Annotated in this window: 11 protein-coding genes; 5 read left to right on the plus strand and 6 right to left on the minus strand. The window is 73.2% G+C overall.

The window, feature by feature from the left end:
* Positions 1-151: 151 nt before the first annotated feature.
* From ACZ4MH_RS25385 to ACZ4MH_RS25405, 5 genes are all read right to left on the minus strand, one after another.
* Complete coding sequence (locus ACZ4MH_RS25385) at positions 152-1126, minus strand: FadR/GntR family transcriptional regulator (RefSeq protein WP_351600448.1); 975 nt, start codon at positions 1124-1126, stop codon at positions 152-154.
* 281 nt (positions 1127-1407) lie between these two features.
* Positions 1408-3726, minus strand: coding sequence for an ATP-binding cassette domain-containing protein (locus ACZ4MH_RS25390; RefSeq protein WP_351600446.1), 2319 nt, complete (start codon positions 3724-3726; stop codon positions 1408-1410).
* 374 nt (positions 3727-4100) lie between these two features.
* A complete protein-coding gene (locus ACZ4MH_RS25395; RefSeq protein ID WP_351600444.1) occupies positions 4101-4865 on the minus strand; it encodes an NUDIX hydrolase in 765 nt (254 codons plus the stop codon).
* 48 nt (positions 4866-4913) lie between these two features.
* A complete protein-coding gene (locus ACZ4MH_RS25400) occupies positions 4914-7034 on the minus strand; it encodes a glycogen debranching N-terminal domain-containing protein (RefSeq protein ID WP_467754710.1) in 2121 nt (706 codons plus the stop codon).
* A gap of 113 nt (positions 7035-7147) precedes the next feature.
* Entirely contained in the window at positions 7148-8629 is a 1482-nt protein-coding gene (locus tag ACZ4MH_RS25405) for a DUF4192 domain-containing protein (protein WP_467754698.1), read from the minus strand.
* A 303-nt stretch (positions 8630-8932) separates the two neighbouring features.
* On the opposite strand from ACZ4MH_RS25405, the gene ACZ4MH_RS25410 reads away from it, so the two are divergent.
* Positions 8933-9904 carry a DMT family transporter gene (locus tag ACZ4MH_RS25410; RefSeq protein WP_351589724.1) on the plus strand — a complete coding sequence of 324 codons (972 nt, stop codon included), beginning with the start codon at positions 8933-8935 and terminating at the stop codon, positions 9902-9904.
* 73 nt (positions 9905-9977) lie between these two features.
* On the opposite strand, the gene ACZ4MH_RS25415 is transcribed toward ACZ4MH_RS25410, so the two are convergent.
* Positions 9978-10733, minus strand: a complete 756-nt coding sequence (locus tag ACZ4MH_RS25415; RefSeq protein WP_351589727.1) for a LuxR C-terminal-related transcriptional regulator — start codon at positions 10731-10733, stop codon at positions 9978-9980.
* Between the two features lie 577 nt (positions 10734-11310).
* Between ACZ4MH_RS25415 and ACZ4MH_RS25420 the strand changes: the two genes are divergently transcribed.
* From ACZ4MH_RS25420 to ACZ4MH_RS25435, 4 genes are read left to right on the plus strand one after another with little or no spacing between them, the layout of a single operon-like run.
* On the plus strand, positions 11311-12102 hold the full coding sequence (locus ACZ4MH_RS25420) for a thioesterase II family protein (protein ID WP_351589730.1): 792 nt from the start codon (positions 11311-11313) through the stop codon (positions 12100-12102).
* 47 nt (positions 12103-12149) lie between these two features.
* Positions 12150-13025, plus strand: a complete 876-nt coding sequence (locus ACZ4MH_RS25425) for an isocitrate lyase/PEP mutase family protein (RefSeq protein WP_351589733.1) — start codon at positions 12150-12152, stop codon at positions 13023-13025.
* Entirely contained in the window at positions 13022-13984 is a 963-nt protein-coding gene (locus ACZ4MH_RS25430) for a 3-oxoacyl-ACP synthase (protein ID WP_351589736.1), read from the plus strand. Before ACZ4MH_RS25425 ends, ACZ4MH_RS25430 begins: the two co-directional genes overlap by 4 nt.
* On the plus strand, positions 13984-16233 hold the full coding sequence (locus ACZ4MH_RS25435) for an iron-containing redox enzyme family protein (protein WP_351589739.1): 2250 nt from the start codon (positions 13984-13986) through the stop codon (positions 16231-16233). Before ACZ4MH_RS25430 ends, ACZ4MH_RS25435 begins: the two co-directional genes overlap by 1 nt.
* The last annotated feature ends 27 nt before the right edge of the window (positions 16234-16260 follow it).

Genomic DNA, 16260 nt, shown 5'->3' on the forward strand with positions numbered 1-16260 from the left:
CGCGTACGGGTGCGTACGGTGCCTGCGCCGCCTTGCCGCCCTCTTCGCGGAGGCGGGTGCGCCGCCGCCGGGAGGCGGCCGGTCGCGCAGGGGTGCGGCGTACGGTTTCTTCAGGGCGGGGTGCCTGGGAGTGACGTGGGTTCCAGGGGGGTCAGTGCTCGCGGGGCGCGGGCACCACGTGGTCCGCCGCACCACTCCCGCCGGGCACTCCGGCCTCACCGCCGGTCGCGAGGAGCTGACGCATCGCGACCTCGGCGCCCGCCGCGTCGCCCGCGCCGATCGCGTCGACGATCTTCATCTGCTGGCCGACGGACGTCTCGACGGGGTGCTCGCAGCCGAGGGGCGAGCCGCCGGAGACCTGGAGCGCTGCGGAGACGATGCCGGAGAGGTGCTCCAGCATGCGGTTGCCGGTGAGCTGGAGGAGCAGCGAGTGGAACTCGGCGTCCGCGCGGGCGAAGGTCAGCGAGTCGCCCTGGGCCGCGGAGTGGCCCATGATCTCGACCATGTCGGCGAGGCGCTGCTGCACGTCCTCACGGCCGTGCCCCGCGGCGAGGCGCGCGGCGAGCGGCTCGATGGTCCAGCGCAGCTCGCACAGCTCGCGGCGCTGGTCGTCGCGCTGGGGGCCGTAGGCCCGCCACTCGATGATGTCGGGGTCGAGGAGGTTCCAGTCGCTGACCGGGCGGACTCGGGTGCCGACGTTCGGGCGCGCGCTGACCAGGCCCTTGGCCTCCAGGACGCGCAGCGATTCGCGGACGACGGTGCGGGAGACCTCGAAGCGCTGGCCGATCTCTTCGGGTACGAGTGGACGGTCGGCCCCGAGGTCACCGGAGACGATCATCTGGCCGAGCTGCTGGACGAGTTGGCCGTGCAGGCCACGGCCACGGCTGCCGGCGGCGCGACGGCCGACCCGGCCCATCTCGCTTTCGTGGCCGTCCCACACGGGAGCCACACGGTCGGTGCGCTCGCCGCCGACGGCGTCGGCGTAGGGGTAGCGGTCGAGCTCGCCCGGGCCGGTCAGGCCGGTGTCGGCGGGGCGAGTCGCGGTCATCATGGTGTGCGCAAGGGTACTCACGCATCCTTTGTCGGCGACGTGCCGGAGCGCCTTGAGGTCTTTGGTGAAAAGCACACGAAAGGGTGATCGCCCATCACCCTACAATTGACGCTTTATCGGAAGGAAGCAGACGCATTACGCGGAGTTCTGGCCAGTTCGCGCTGCGTGGGACGTGGGAAGCCGCCGGAGCCTCATGAGTACCGCGCCGCTCTTGCCCCTCCGCTCACCTCGTCTTTCGCTTCTCCCTCACCTTCACCATCAGCCTCCCCGCTCCTCCGTTTTTCGCTCCTCTCCTCACCCCTTCGCCTCGTGCCTCTTCGACTCGTGATCTGTTCGCCCTTGGACTGCTCGCGGCCTCAACGTGTTCTTCCGCGCAGGGCGGTCAGGGCGTACGCGCAGAACAGGGCCGCGAGCGACAGCGTCATCGCGCCGGCCACCGGGTGCGCCGCCAGCCGCCAGGCGGCATCGGTCAGCCGATCGACGCCGGACGGCCAGTCGACCGCGGCCGTCGTCCGTACCCGCGCAGGGAAGCCGACCATCGAACGGGCGGCCGGATCGCTCAACAATCCCTGGATCAGCGGGACCACGGCGACAGGCACCGCCAGCACTGTCGCCAGCCCCATCGCCGTCGACCGGAAGATCCCCGCCGCCAGGAGGCCGGCCCATGCGGACGCGATGAGCAGCGCGCCCCAACCGAGCGACAGCAGCGGCCAGTCGGCGACCGCGGGCAACGCCTGCGCGCCGAAGACGTAGCCCACGAGCACGCCATCGATGACGAGCGAGACCGACGCCAGCACGAGCGCGCTCGCCGCGCTGACCAGCAATTTGGCGCCCAGCAGCCGCAGTCGGCGGGGTACGGAGCCCTGTTCGGGCGCGAGCGCCGGGTACCGGAACTCCTGTCCGAACGCGAGCGCGCCGATCAGTCCCGCCCCCACCGCGGCGGGCGGGAACGGCAGCCGGTCCGGCCAGCCCATCAGTACGCGTGTCGCCGGTGTGCCACCGGTGCGCGCCAGTACCCATGCCAGGACGAGCGAGATCGCCAGTACGAGAAGGCCTACGACGATTCCCGTACGGTCACTGGCCGCTCGCCGCAGCTCATAACGGACCGGCCAGGCGGGCCCCGGTGCGGACAGCCGCGGCAGCACCAGCTGAGCCGCCGGCACCTTGCCGCGCGGGGGCGGGGAGGTGCGCGGCGCACGAGGGGCCGCGAGGTGGACCGCTGTGCCATGGGGCGGGGTGCCGGTGGGGCCGGCCGCGGCCGCCCCACTGACCCCATCGTCGGCGGGCACGGGCGCGAGTTCGAGGGTGGACGCGAGTTCGCCGTCGGGGTCCTTCGTGAGCGGAAGGGCCCGGGAGGACGAAGACACGGTGACGACCCGGCCTGTCGCGTGGAGGCCGTCGGCCCGGCCCGTGTTCCCCGTGGCGACGGGGCCGGAGACCACGGCGCAGTGCCCTCCGGCGTCCTTGCGCACCGGTTCGCCGGCGTGCGCGCGCTCTTCGCCGGCGCCCCACGCGTCGGCGTGCGCCTCGGCACGCTGCCCGTCCCCTGCCTCGGCGTGCGGCTCGGTACGGTCCTCGGTGTGCGGCTCGGTACGGTCCTCGTCCCGCGACTCCGCCCGCGGCTCGTTGGGTCCTCGGCGCGCCGCCCCGGCGTACCGGGCGTCGTCCTTCTCGGTGTCCGCCTCGGACTTGGCCGGCTCCGCGGCCACCACCGCGCCATGACCGGCCGTCAGCCTCGCCGCCACCCGGCCGTCGGCCCGGTTGAGCGGCACGACCGGCCTGGCGTCCCCCGTCTCGTCCGCGAGCTGGTGCACCAGGATCCCGTGCCGGAAGGCCGTGTCGCCCACCAGGGCACAGCTGCTCCCGTACACGGCGAGGCGATTGCCGCTCTCCCGTACGACCTCCAGCGGCTGTTCCGCGCGCGGGTCCACCGCGGGGTCGGCGCGCTGCCATTCGTCGACCAGGAGCGCCGCCAGCCGGTCGGCGTGCGGCGACCGCACGCTGACGCGGGGCCGCAGTCGCGTGTGCGCGAAGTCCCCGGCCTCCTGGTCGGCGAGCAGCCTGCCGTCCTCGATCGTGACGATCCGGTCGCCCAGCCGGGCGGCCGCCTTGGGGTCGGACGCCGTGACGAGCACGCTGCCGCCGCGCTCGGCGAACCCCCGCAGCAGGCCGTACAGCCAGGCCGTCTCGCGCGGCGACAGGCCGTCGTCCGGCTCGTCGAGGAGCAGCGCGTACGGGTCGCCGAGCAGGGCGGCCGCCATGCCCAGCCGACGGTCCATGCCGCGCGAGAACTCGCCCAGGCGCTGTTCCGCCAGGCCGCCGAGGCCGACGGCCTCCAGGACGTCCTCGGCGCGGCCCGGGGAGACTCCGGCCGCGGCGGTGAGCATCCGCAGGTGCGAGCGGGCCGTACGGGCGGGATGGCCGGGCACGTCGCCGAGCAGCACGCCGAATTCCCGCGCCGGGTTCGGCAGGCGGTGCAGGGGGCGGCCGCGGAAGAGGGTGATGCCCCGCCCGCGCTCCAGCCGCAGCATCAGGCGCAGGGCCGTCGTCTTGCCCGCGCCCCGGGCGCCGAGGAGGACGGTGACCGCGCCGGCGGGCGCCTCGAAGGTCAGGTCGTCCACGGCCGGCGGCAGGCCGCGCCGGGCTTCGCTGGTCAGTCCGACGGCCTGGATCATCGCGCGCCTCGTCGGGTACGCGCCCCCGCATCGGCCTCCGCGTCGGCCCCCGCGCCGGCCCCCGGAACGGAAACGGGCCCGCGGAGGGCGGCAGGAGCGCGGTGGGGAACTGCGGCTCGGGAGACGGCAGGAGCGCGAAGGGGCGTGGCAGCGCGGAGGGGCACGGGGGCGAGGGCGGCGGCAGTTGCGAGTGCTGCGGGGACTGAAGGACTCACCCCGCCAAGGTAACCCGCAATGTCCTATTTGCCCGTAATGCCGAGTGCGCCGCGCTGCTCGTGTCCTCGCGGCGCGCGGACGCCGTCCGCTCCGGGCCAAGGAGCCGGGGCCGGGGCCGGCGAGTCGAGCGCGGGCGGGAGGGCGTCAGGGCCCCGGGGTCACACCTCGGGGCGGAGCATCGGTGGGTTCAGGAGGGTCGCGCCGCCCGCCCTGAACAGCTGTGCGGGGCGGCCGCCCTGACGGGTCGTCGTGCCACCGGTCGGGACGAGGAATCCGGGCGTGCCGGTCACCTTGCGGTGGAAGTTCCTCGGGTCCAGGGCCACGCCCCAGACCGCCTCGTACACCCGGCGCAGCTCCCCCACCGTGAACTCCGGCGGGCAGAACGCGGTGGCGAGCGAGGAGTACTCGATCTTGGAGCGGGCGCGCTCCACGCCGTCCCCGAGAATGCGCGCGTGGTCGAAGGCCAGTGAGGCGGTCGGTTCGCCGTCGCGGGCGAGGCCGTTCTCCTGCCCCAGGAGCGTCTCGACCGGGGCCCAGCGCGCGCTGTGCGCATCGCCGCCCGCGCGCGGCGCCGGCAGGTCGGGGGCGAGCACCAGGTGGGCCACGCTGACCACCCGCATCCGCGGGTCGCGCTTGGGGTCTCCGTACGTGGCGAGCTGTTCGAGGTGGGCACCGGGGAACGGCTGCGGGCCCGCCGGACCGTGGGCGTGCAGGCCGGTCTCCTCGGCGAGCTCCCTGGCCGCCGCGGTCTCCAGGTCCTCATCGGCCCGCACGAATCCGCCGGGCAGGGCCCACCGCCCCGGGAACGGTGGCTCACCGCGGCGCACGGCCAGCGCGCACAACGCGTGCCTGCGCACGGTGAGCACGACCAGGTCGACGGTGACGGCGAACGGGGGGAAGGCCGACGGGTCGTAGGGAGGCATGCCGCGATCATAGTCGTCCGCCTGACGATAAACAGGCCGTCCGCGCCTTCACGCCCCCAGTTGCAGCCCATCCGCCGCCTCCTCCACCATTCCCAGGCCACGGCCGCTGACATGGACGGCGAAGGGCTGCTCAGCGACGGTCAGGCCGGTGAGATGCAGGGCGCCCAGCGGCGTGCCGGCGGCGGGCCGCACGGAGAGCGTGCCGCCGGGGACGTCCGGGCGGATGCCCGCCTGGGCGATAAGGGCGTGCACCGCGCCGGCCGCCGCCACCGCCGCCGGGCGGCAGGCCGTGGGGTGCGCCACGGGAGCGCCGTCGCCCGTGCGCTGCTGTCCCGAGTACATCTCCGGCAGGCGGTACCCGAAGGTCTCCGCGGCGTCCAGCAGTCCCCGGATCAAGGAGGCCGCCGCCGCTGCGTGGCCCGCGGCGGCCAGGGCCGAGGCGGCGACGGCGGTCTCCTGCACGCGGACCGCTCCGCTGCGGTGGCCGAAGGGGTTGTACCCGTCCTCCTTGCCACCGAGGCCGCGCAGGCCCCAGCCGGTGTCCAGGGCAGGGCTGTTCAGCAGCCTCGCCACCTGTTCCGCGCGGGTGCTGTCGAGCAGGCCGGGCGCGAAGGCGCCGGCGCCGAGCAGGCCGGTGTCGAGGAGGTGGGCGGCGCCGGCGACGAGGCGCGTGAGCGGCCGGCCGTCGGGGGCGCACAGGGCCGCGGGGCGGCCGCCGCCCGCGTCGTCGATCCAGAACCCGTCGCGGAAGCGCCGGCGCAGTGCGGCGGCCCATTCGCGGAGCGCGTCGGCTCCGGGGCGGTTGCAGCCCTCGAGGAGATCGGCGCCCAGGAGCGCGGCGCGGTGGGCGTGGGCCTGCGTTTCGCAGCGGTACGGGCCGGTCGGGGCCGGGTCCGGTACACAACCGCCGGTGGCCGGGGAGTCGGCGGCCGGCTCCGTCGTACGGCACAGCCAGGTCAGGCACCGTTCGGCGGCGGGCAGCAGGCGTTCGACGTCGGGGGCTGGCAGGCCCCACCGGCGGGCTTCGGCGAGGACGGTGGGGAACAGCAGGGTCGCCTCGACGCCGGTGCAACTGGGCGGCGAATGGGGGCCCGCGTCGCGCAGCGGGCCGGGAATTCGTCCGAATTCCGGTCCTGGGTCGGCGTGCTGGGTGCGGGCGAGGATGCGGAGGGTGCTTGCCGCGAGTCTGGTCCCCAGCGGGAGGAGCATGCGGGCGGCGGACAGCGACTCGGCCGGTGCCAGGGCGCAGCGCCAGGGGACGCCGGCGGCGAGGCAGGCGTCGGCGGGCACCGCGGGGTCCCGGATCAGGAGGCCGTTGAGGTCGTCCAGTGCGGTGGCGAGCAGCGTGCCGGCGCGTGGGTCGTCGCACTGGAGCCGGGCTGCGGACCAGGGGCGCGGCGGGCGGCCGGCGCTCGGCCCGGTGGCGGCGGGGACGGCGCTTCCGCGGGAGGCGGGTCGCGCCGGTGCGGTGGGGACGGCGCTTCCGCGGGAGGCGCCGCGCGCCGGTGCGGTGGTGCCGCTGCGGACGCGGAGTTCGATGGTGCGCTGGGCGCCGGGTGGCAGGTGCAGTCCCCAGCGCAGCAGCCCGGCCGCGGCGAGCGCGTCGTCGGGCGGCGGGTCCGCGGTCACGGTGGCGTGGACCGTGTCGGTGGCCCAGCGGAGGCCGGCGTCGTGGACGGAGGCGGGCAGATCGGGCCCGGGGAGTCCGCCGGCGACGGCGCCCAGTTCGGCGAGGTCGGTGGCGAAGGTGATTTCGAGGGGGAGGCGCAGGGCCCGGCGGGTGTGGTTGTGCAGGGTGATGCGTTCGGTGCCGTCGGCGTTCCGGAGGCGCTCGACCAGGAGGCCGGGGTCGGGTCCGGGGTCGTGCGGCGTGCGGAGCGTGCCGGTGAAGCGGGCGCGGTCGGCGGCGAGCGGCCTGGCTTGGACGGTCAGCGGCTGAGCGCCCGCCACCCGCAGAACGCAGCGGGCGAGCAGGCGTCTGCCGGAGCGGTAGAAGCCCTCCATGCCTCGGCCGGTGAGCTGGCCGTCGGTGGTGGAGGAGATCGCGAGCGCGGGCAGCGCGACGCAGATCAGGGCCGTGTGGACCGGCTGCGGCTCGGGAGGCCGGGGAGGGGGCGCGGCGCGCTGCCGTGCGGGGGCCGGGTGGGCTTGCGGGGTGGTGGGGAACATGCCTGCCATGGGGAGTGCTCCCTGACGTGATGGGGATTCCGTACGGTCTGCGCCACATAGGGGAACGCCGCGGCCGATGCGCAGGTAACGCCGGAATGTCAGAGCGGGTGGGCTCATCGGGGGCTCCGGTCGTCCCGGCGGCCGCCCGTGGGGCCCGTACGCGGGTGGGGTCGCCCCGTGCGCGGACGCGCTGCCGGGCGGGTGCGCGTCCGGGGGCCGGCGGGCCGGTCGGCACGGGGGCGGGGGCTCGGCGCCCGGCCGGTGCGGGAGGCGGTCGTGGCCGTCTCGGGCCGGGAGTCAGCGGGAAGCGGGGCCTCCTCGGCGGGAAGCGCGGGCGCTTCGCCGGGGAGCGCGGGCGCTTCGGCCGGGGTGTCCGGGGCGCACGCCGCCGGCTGCTCCGGAACGGGAACGGCGTCCTCCGACGCCACGGAGGACGCGGCGGGGTTCGGCGTGGAGCGGAGGCAGTCGCGGAGCTTTTCCGGGTCGAGTCCTTCGTTGAGGCCGCGGTGGAGGAGCTGCGCGAAGAGGTAGTCGGGGTCGAGGGTGAGGGCACGGCACAGGGCCACGCGGGCGGACGCGGCGTCACCCGTCGCCCAGGCGACCCAGCCGGCCAGCGTGAGCGGTGCGGCGGCGTGACTTTCGTACGCCCCGGGGCAGCGGCGGGCCAGTGCGCGCCACAGCCGCAGCGCCGGAGCGGCATCGGGGCCTTCCAGCCACGCGGCGGCACGGTCGCGGGTGAGGCGGTCCTGGAGTCCGAGGATCAGCTCGGCGGCCTCGCCGTCGCCGAGGAGGGCGTCGTCGCAGGCGTCCTTGGCGCGGTGACTGCCGGAGGGCGGGTCGCCGCGGAACGTGTGGAGCGTGCGGGCCAGGAGGGCACAGGTCTCCTCGCGGACCGCACGGGGGTCCTGGCCGGACAGCATGCGCGGGACGAGGGCGGCCGCCGCCGCGTCGAGGGCCTTGATCTGGCCGTCGGCGCGGGACCCGGTGAGCGGGAGCAGCCGCGCCTCCATCTCTTTGAGCGAGCCGCGGACCTGGACGCCGGCGTAGGCGGCGGCCGCCGCCATGACCGACGTGCCGGGCAGGACGAGCGGGGTGCCGTCGGCCGGGCAGCAGCGCTCGTCCGGGCAGACGTAGGACCAGTAACGCCCGTTGGAGAGGCACAGGGCTTCCATGACGGGGACGTCCCGGCTGCCGCAGGCCGTGCGCAGCCGCTGGGCGAGCGGCCTGAGGCGGTCCTTCACCTCCCGGCCGGTTTCGGCGGACGCCGGGTCCTGGCAGAGGAAGGCGATGATGCCGCGGGGCGGTGTGCCGCGCTCCCGGGCCGAGGTGATCAGGCAGTCGGCGAGCTGGTCGGCGACGGCGGGCCACTGGGCGGTGTCGGCGGGGATGCCGAGCCGGACGCGGCCGCCGAAGCGTCCGCGTTCGCCCTGGAGGGCGACGAGGACGACGCTGTCGTCGGGATAGAAGCCGAGCAAGTACGGCAAGGCATCCGCCAGTTCTGCGGGGCCGCGCAGGGTGACCTGGGCTTCGGGGTTCTTCGGGGACGTGGAGGACCGGTGCTCCGCCGGGTTCGCCGGCTCGATGTGCTGGTTCATGGCTCGAAGATCCCGCGGCCCGGCCCGCCGCCGCGACCCCTGTGGATATCTCCCGGGTGACGAGGTTTTCCACAATCCGCGGCGGACGACCGGAGGCGGCGGGCAGGACCGGCGTACGTGTTCCGCGTCGGTGTTCGATCGTGCAGGTCGCGAGCGGTTTCCGCCGGCCGCGAGGCACCGCAGCCCTCCCTCGGACGCGGCGTCGGCCGCCTTTGCCAAATGCCGCGACAACAGGGCGAATTGGGCGGTGACGAGCTGCGCGGCGACCTGTTCACGAGGTATGCGGGTGATTAGATTGCCTGCGTGAATCGATCGACAAATACTTCCGGAACCGACCGTAGTGCGCTCATCGCGGCATCGGTCACCGTTGTTCTCTGGGCTTCGGCGTTCGTCTCCATTCGCGCCTCGGCCGACTACTTCAGCCCCGGGGCGCTCGCGCTGGGCCGGCTCGTGACCGGTTCCGTCGCTTTGGTCTGTGTATTGCTGGTCAAACGGGGCGGTTTACCGCCCCGTAAGGCATGGCCGGGCATCGTGGTATCCGGAGTGCTCTGGTTCGGGGTCTACATGGTGGTCCTGAACTGGGGAGAGCAGAAAGTCGACGCCGGTACCGCGTCCATGGTCGTCAACGTCGGACCGATGGTGATCGCGCTGCTGGGCGGCTGGCTGCTCAAGGAGGGCTTCCCGCCCCTGCTGCTGCTCGGCATGGCGGTGTCGTTCGTGGGCGCGGTCGTGGTGGGCTTCTCCACGTCCGGCGAGGGCTCGTCCTCCGTACTGGGCGTACTGCTCTGCCTGCTGGCGGCCGTGGCGTACGGCGGCGGGGTGGTGTCGCAGAAACCCGCCCTGCGGTACGCGACCCCGATGCAGACCACGACGTTCGGCTGCCTCATCGGCATGGTCGCCTGCCTCCCGTTCAGCGGACAGCTGGTCTCGCAGCTCTCCGAGGCGCCGCTCTCGGCGACCCTGAACGTCGTCTACCTGGGGCTCTTCCCGACCGCCCTGGCCTTCAGCACCTGGGCCTACGCGCTGTCCCGGACGACCGCAGGCAAGATGGGGGCGACCACCTACGCGGTGCCCGCCGTGGTGGTCCTCATTTCCTGGCTCTTCCTGCGGGAGGTGCCGGGCTGGCTCACCCTCCTCGGCGGCGCCATCTGCCTCGGCGGGGTCGCGGTCTCCCGGAGGCGCGGCGTACGCGCGCCACAGGCGTCGCCGGCTCCTGCGGCCGAGCCGTCGCCCGCGGCCGATTCCGAGGCCCCGGCGGCGGAGACACGCCACTGACCGCAAGCGCCACAACGTCCGGAAGGGGCCGGAGGGAGTACACACTCCCTCCGGCCCCTCCCTGTGCGGCCACTCACAGCACGAACGTGGTCTCGTTCCTTGCCAGGAGGTAGCCGAGCTGCACCCGGGTGTGCGCCCCGAGTTCCTGCTTCATGGCCGCGATGTGCCCTTGCAGCGACCTTTCGCTGATACCGAGCCGACGCGCGATCCGCTTGTCCGAGTACCCCCCGATGAGCAGCCTGCTGATGGATTCGCGGAGTGACGGAATGACGTCGCCGGCCGCCTTCGCCGCGTGCAGCGGAACGAACGGAAACTCCTTCGCACGGTCCCAGGAACGCTCGAAAGCATCCTTGAGGAAACGCACGACCGCCGGCTCCCTGATCGCTAAGGCGTGCGTGCGGCTCTCATTCGCCGAGATGAAAGCGACGGCGTCGTCGATGACGATAAGGCGGTCGAAGAATTCGGCCAGCGTGCGGACTCGCACGCCATAATCGGAGACCGCTCGTACGTACTTCTTGGTCGCTTCGTCGAATCGCGTGGTGTGCTGATACAGCGTGCGCATCGCCACCCCCGCCTCGATATGGCGGCGCACGGATTCCAGCGCCTTTTCCAGAACCGGGCCCGGTCGTGGCCCGTCCGGCTGTGCGGTGAGGATTTCCCTGCGTGCGCCGGCCAGCGCCTCATTGATGGCGCCCGCTATGACATCCAGGCCGTCGAGATGGCAAATGCCGGATTCCGCGGGAGCGACCGGCGCCTCCTGGGTGTCGCCGATGCCGTCGATCGGCCGGCCGACGGTGAGCCTGGACAGCTCGTCCAACTGCTCGGCCATGCGCCGGAGCGTGCTCTCGGCCCCCTCGGACAGGGGCTCTAATCGCGCAAAACCCTGTCCGTTCTGCTCTACATTGACACCTTTTGCATCATTCATCCGCTATCCCCCATGCCGAGCCGTACGCCCTTTAGGTGCATGTATGACCCCTCGGTTTCCCGCAGTACGGAAACCCGAACCATCTTAGATCTTCAACTCCGGCTTGCGGCAAGGAAGATTGAAAGCAGGCGATCACGGAGGGCGCGTTCGCTTCGACCAAGACACCCCTCCCCCTTTGCCACCCCATTCCCTGACCGGTTCATACGCTCTTCACAAGAGAGGTACCGAGAACATGCGGGAAAATTCTTTCTCAAGGGCCCACACGACCCGACGTTCGCTCCTCACTCTTCGTATCGGGTTCGTCGCGGTAGCGGGTTTTCTGGCGGTCATGCCCGGGGCCGGTCCCGCGGACACCTCGGTCTCCGCACATCCCTCGGGTGACGTCCGGCTCGACGATGTCGGCTGGAATGCGGCCGGTTCCCGGTCGACCTCCTGAGAGCGTGCCCACCCCCCACCAGGTACGAGAGATCGGTTCCGCACTGTGACTTCTTCCCCATGGTTTCTGCGCGGTGAAGCCGGGCCCCGGCAGGCCTCCCGCGTCTACTGCTTCCCCCACGCCGGCGGCAATCCCCGCGCCTTTCTCGGCTGGCAGCAGGACCTGGAAGACGACGCCGAAGTGGTCGCGATCTGCCCGCCGGGACGGGGCCCCCGCTACCGGGAGACCGCCCTCACCACCGTCCCGGAACTCGCCGACGGAGCGGCGGCGGCGATCGCCGCGACCGCCGACCGGCCCTTCGTCCTCTTCGGACACAGCTTCGGCGCGGTACTCGCCTTCGAGGTCGCGCGGCGCATCCGCGGCCTGCCGGACTTCCGGCACCTGGTCGCCTCCGGCTGCTCAGCTCCCGCGCTGCTGCCCACCCGGCGCGTCGTGGAGACCGCGCGGCTGGAAGGGCGGGAATTCACCGAGGCCGTGGGCTTCTTCGGCGGGCTGCCGCCGGAGATCGTGGCCGACGAGGCGCTCCAGGAACTGCTGCTCCCGCATCTGCGGTCGGACTTCCGCATGGTCGCGGAGTACGCCTACCGCCCGGCAGCACCGCTGGACGTACCCGTCACCTTGCTCAATGGGTACGACGATCCGCACGTCACGGAGGCCGGCCTCGCTCCCTGGGAGCGCGAATGCGCCGGCGGGCTCACCCAGCGCTGGGCCGACGGCGGCCACTTCTACTTCGACGGCAGCCCGGGCGCCGTCACCGGCCTGCTGCGGTCGCTCGTTCGAGGGGCAGGGGCACCTGGCGCGAACGCGCCTGTTGATGAGCACGTTGAGCTTATCTGACAGTGCATTGCGCCCATGTCCCGAGCACCGCAGAGGAGACACCCCGAATGAACCCCTCCACCGCAGCACAGCACCGCCGCGCCGTCGCGTTCCAGCAGCTCCATGAGGGCCCGCAGCCCTTCGTCGTGCCCAACCCGTGGGACGCGGGGACCGCCCGCATCCTGACCGGGCTGGGATTCGCCGCGCTCGCCACCACCGGCGCCGGCCTGGCGCACGGCATGGGCCTGCCCGACGGCGCCGACCCCATCGGCCGGACGGAGATCCTGGACAACGCGGCGGCGATCGTCGCCGCGACCCCGCTGCCGGTCTCCGCCGACCTGGAGAGCGGTTTCGGCGACAGCCCGGAGGAGGTGGCCGAAACCATCCGGCGCGCCGCCGCGGTGGGCCTGGTCGGCGGGTCGGTCGAGGACTCCACGGGCCTGGCCGAGGACCCCGTACGCCCTCTCGAAGAGGCGGTGGAGCGCGTGGCGGCGGCCGTCGCCGCGGCCAAGGAGCTCGACTTCCCCTTCCTGGTGACCGCACGGGCGGAGAACTTCTTCCAGGGCAGGCCCGACCTCGACGACACCATCCGCCGCCTCCAGGCGTACGAGGCCGCGGGCGCCGACGTGCTCTACGCGCCGGCCCTGCCGGACGCGGACGCCATCCGCGCGGTGTGCTCCGCCGTCTCCGCGCCCGTCAACGTCCTGGTGGGCTCGCCCGCGCTGCGGCTGTCCGTCACCGAGCTCGGCGCCCTGGGCGTACGGCGGATCAGCGTCGGCTCGGCGCTCTCCCGGGCCTCGCTCGGCGCCGTCGTCCGTGCGGCCCAGGAAATCCGTGACCACGGCACCTTCGGCTTCGGGGCGGACGCCGTCCCGTATGCCGAGGCCAACGCGATGATGGCGCCCGGCCCGCCGGCCGGCCCGGAAAGTGACCCCACACCGTGAACACCGCACCGGCATACTTGTCCGCTCCCCGCTATGTCCTGGGGGAGACCGAGGCCGACCACTCGACGATCACCGACCTCACCGCGCGCGCCCGTGACTTCGGCATGCCTCCGAAGGCCGCGCTGTGGGGCTGGGGAACAATCCGGCGCACGGCGAAGAGCCTGGAGACCCTGGCCGTGGAGAGCGGCGTGGCGGCGCTGGCCGCCGCCGGGGTCGACCCCGGGTCCGTCGACGGCCTCATCATGTGCTCGACCAGGTTCCCCGGCGGGCCCCGCACCCATGGCAGGTTCGTGGCGGCGGTGATGTCCGGGATCGGGCTGGGCGACGCCGCCTTCACCGGCGTCACCCTCAACCGCTGCACGAATCTGCTGGTAGGCCTGCGCATGGCGCAGGCGTTCGTGGCCGCGGGCCACCACCGCAGGGTGCTGGTCCTCTCCACCGACCGGATCAGCGACGAATCCGTACGGATGGAGAACTTCGCCCTCTTCAGCGACGGCGCGGCGGCCTGCGTGGTGGGCGAGGAGCCGCACGGCACGGACGCCTACGAGATGGTCGCCGGCGCCTCGGCGCAGGACCCGACGGCGCTGGACTGGTCGAACGAGATCAGCTCCGACCTCGCCCGCGCGGTCAACGAGCGGGTGTTCACGGCGGCCGGCATGAAGGCCGGTGACGTCGACGGCGTGCTGCACCTCAATCTGTACAAGCCGCTCGTCGTCATGAAGGAACGCCAAGCGGGCTTTACCGCCGAGCAGTTGTTCCTCGACAACATCACCCGGTTCGGCCACTGCTTCGCCGCCGATCCGCTGATCAACCTGGTGGACCGGGGCGCGGCCGGACAGCTGCGGGACGGCGGCCACTATCTGCTCGCCGCGAGCGTGCCCGGCGTCCGCGTCGGCGTCCTGCTGCGCAAGCTGTCCGCCGCCCCCGCACCGGCAGCCACCACCTCCAGGGAGCTCTGATGAACGCGCACACCGGATTCCCGCTTCCGGACCTGACCACGTCCCTGCCCCGGGCCCCCTTCCTGTTCAGCCCCAAGGCCGTCGAGGAGGCCGGCGCCGTCCTCGACGGCGCGCCGGCCGGCGTCTTCGGGCAGCTGCTCGGTGACCAGGAGAGCGAGACCACGCTGCTCGTCGCCCGGCGCGTCCTCGACGCGTTCCTCGGCAGCGCCGCCGCCACCGCGGATCCCGCCCTCCCGCAGGGCACCGATGCCGACGCGGTCGCCGCGTACGTCCAGGAGGCGCGCGCCGCCCTCGTACCGGCACTCACCGCGCTGCGCGAGGCCGGAGCGGAGACGCACCGACTCGTGCTGCGCCAGCGGGCTCCCCTGGCGCTGCTCGGCGGCTGCTGGCTGGACACCGTGTCGCAGGCCGCCACCCAGCCCTCCGTCATCGTCAACCGCCTGTTCGGCCAGTACTTCCTCCTGCGGGGCGAGGGCACTCCGCAGCGCGGCCTGCTCGCGCGGCGCCGGCGGGCCCTGGACGACCTGGGCGTCCACCTGCCCGGCATCGAGGCCGCCGACTTCCTCCAGCAGGCCGGCGCCCGCCCGCTGACCGCCCTGCACGCCGCGTTCCCCCTCGCGCTCTCCCGGCTCCCCGCGTCCTTCCTGCCCGAAGTGGTGGGCGTGCACTACGCGATGTGCGCGCTGGGCGTCGACGACCTGCTGCTGGGGACCGAGGCGCTCCTTCCGGAGGCGGCGGCCCGTACGGTCCTCGCCGAGTACCTCGCGCTCACCGAGCAGTCGCCGACCGGCGCCGAGGACCGGCGGCGGACGCGCACCGCGATCGAGGTGGTGCTGCGCCTGGAGCGGGAGCACACGGCCCTGCTCACCGAGCTGGCCGACTGGCAGGACGGCCTGTCCCTGGACGCCAGGGTGGCGCAGATCGTGGCCCGGCACGCGCCGTTCGCGGGCAAGCAGCACCGCGGCGTACGGATGGGCGGCCGGCGGCTCTCGGAGTGGCTCGGCGACGAGGACCTCGACCTCGCCGAGTTCGTGGCGGTCTTCCGGGAGGCCCGGCAGACGCGGACCAGCGCCTCGGGCGTCTGCCGGTTCCTGCAGTCGATCAAATTCGGCGGGCCGATGTTCGGGATCTTCGACGAGCACGAGGCCGCCACGTTCACGGCGTGGACGGAGTCCATCGCCGCGGGCGAGCCGGCGGACCTCGATTTCCGGCCGAACACCGCGGGTGACGAGCAGGCCGCCGAGTGGGCCGGAGCGCTGCGGCGCGCCGCGCCGGCCGATGTGGTGGCGGCCGAGCCGGAGCGCGGCCTGGACGACCGGCAGCTGTTCCACCGCATCGTCAACATCGAGCAGTACCCGCACATCCTGCCGGTGGCCCGGGACCGCGCCGAGGCCGGTCTCGCCGACGCGGAGCTGCTCTTCACCCACGGGGGCGGCGGAAAGCTCACCGACGCCGAGTACTTCGACTACACCCCCGAAGCCCTCATGGAGCGCGTCGAGCGGATCTACTGGGACAAGCTGGTGAATCCGTACCGTCCGCTGACGGAGATACCCGACCGCGACGAGGTGGTCTTCGGGCAGTCCACGTTCGCGCTGGGCAGCCTGATCGACGGCAGCTGGGCGCACCGCGTCGGCAACCTCGGCCGCGACCACCGGCAGAGCGACCGCATGCTGTTCGCCATCTACGCCGACGAGATGGGCCGCGGGGACCTCGCCAAGAACCACATCACGCTCATCCACCAGGTGCTGGCGAGCATGGACATCCATCTGCCGCACATCCGGCAGCAGGAGTTCCTGGACCAGGGCGATCTGCCGGACGGGCTCTACGGCTTCTCCGTGCACCAGGTGTGCCTGTCGCTCTTCCCCGACACGCTCTACAACGAGATCCTCGGCTACAACCTGGGCATCGAGATGTTCGGGCTGGGCGAGATGCGGCTGCACGAGATCCAGAAACTGCGCCGGCACAACTTCGACGTGTCCTACGAAGAGGCGCACCTGTCGATCGACAACTTCTCCGCGGGCCACGCCCGCCAGTCGGCCGACATCATCGTCTCCTACCTCGACGACGTCCGGCGCGCCTCCGGCGAGGAAGCCGTCCAGCGGGAGTGGCGCCGCATCTGGCGCGGTTACGCCTCCTTCGCGTACTTCGTCGAACACCAGCTGGTCAAGCAGGTCACCGACCGCCGGGCAGCAGCGCCGGCCCCCGTGGTGCCGGCCGCCCGGCCCGACGACGCCGAACTGGTCATCTGACGCCTCCCGCGCGCCCACCGCCCCTCC

Source organism: Streptomyces sp. NPDC026301 (assembly GCF_055567935.1).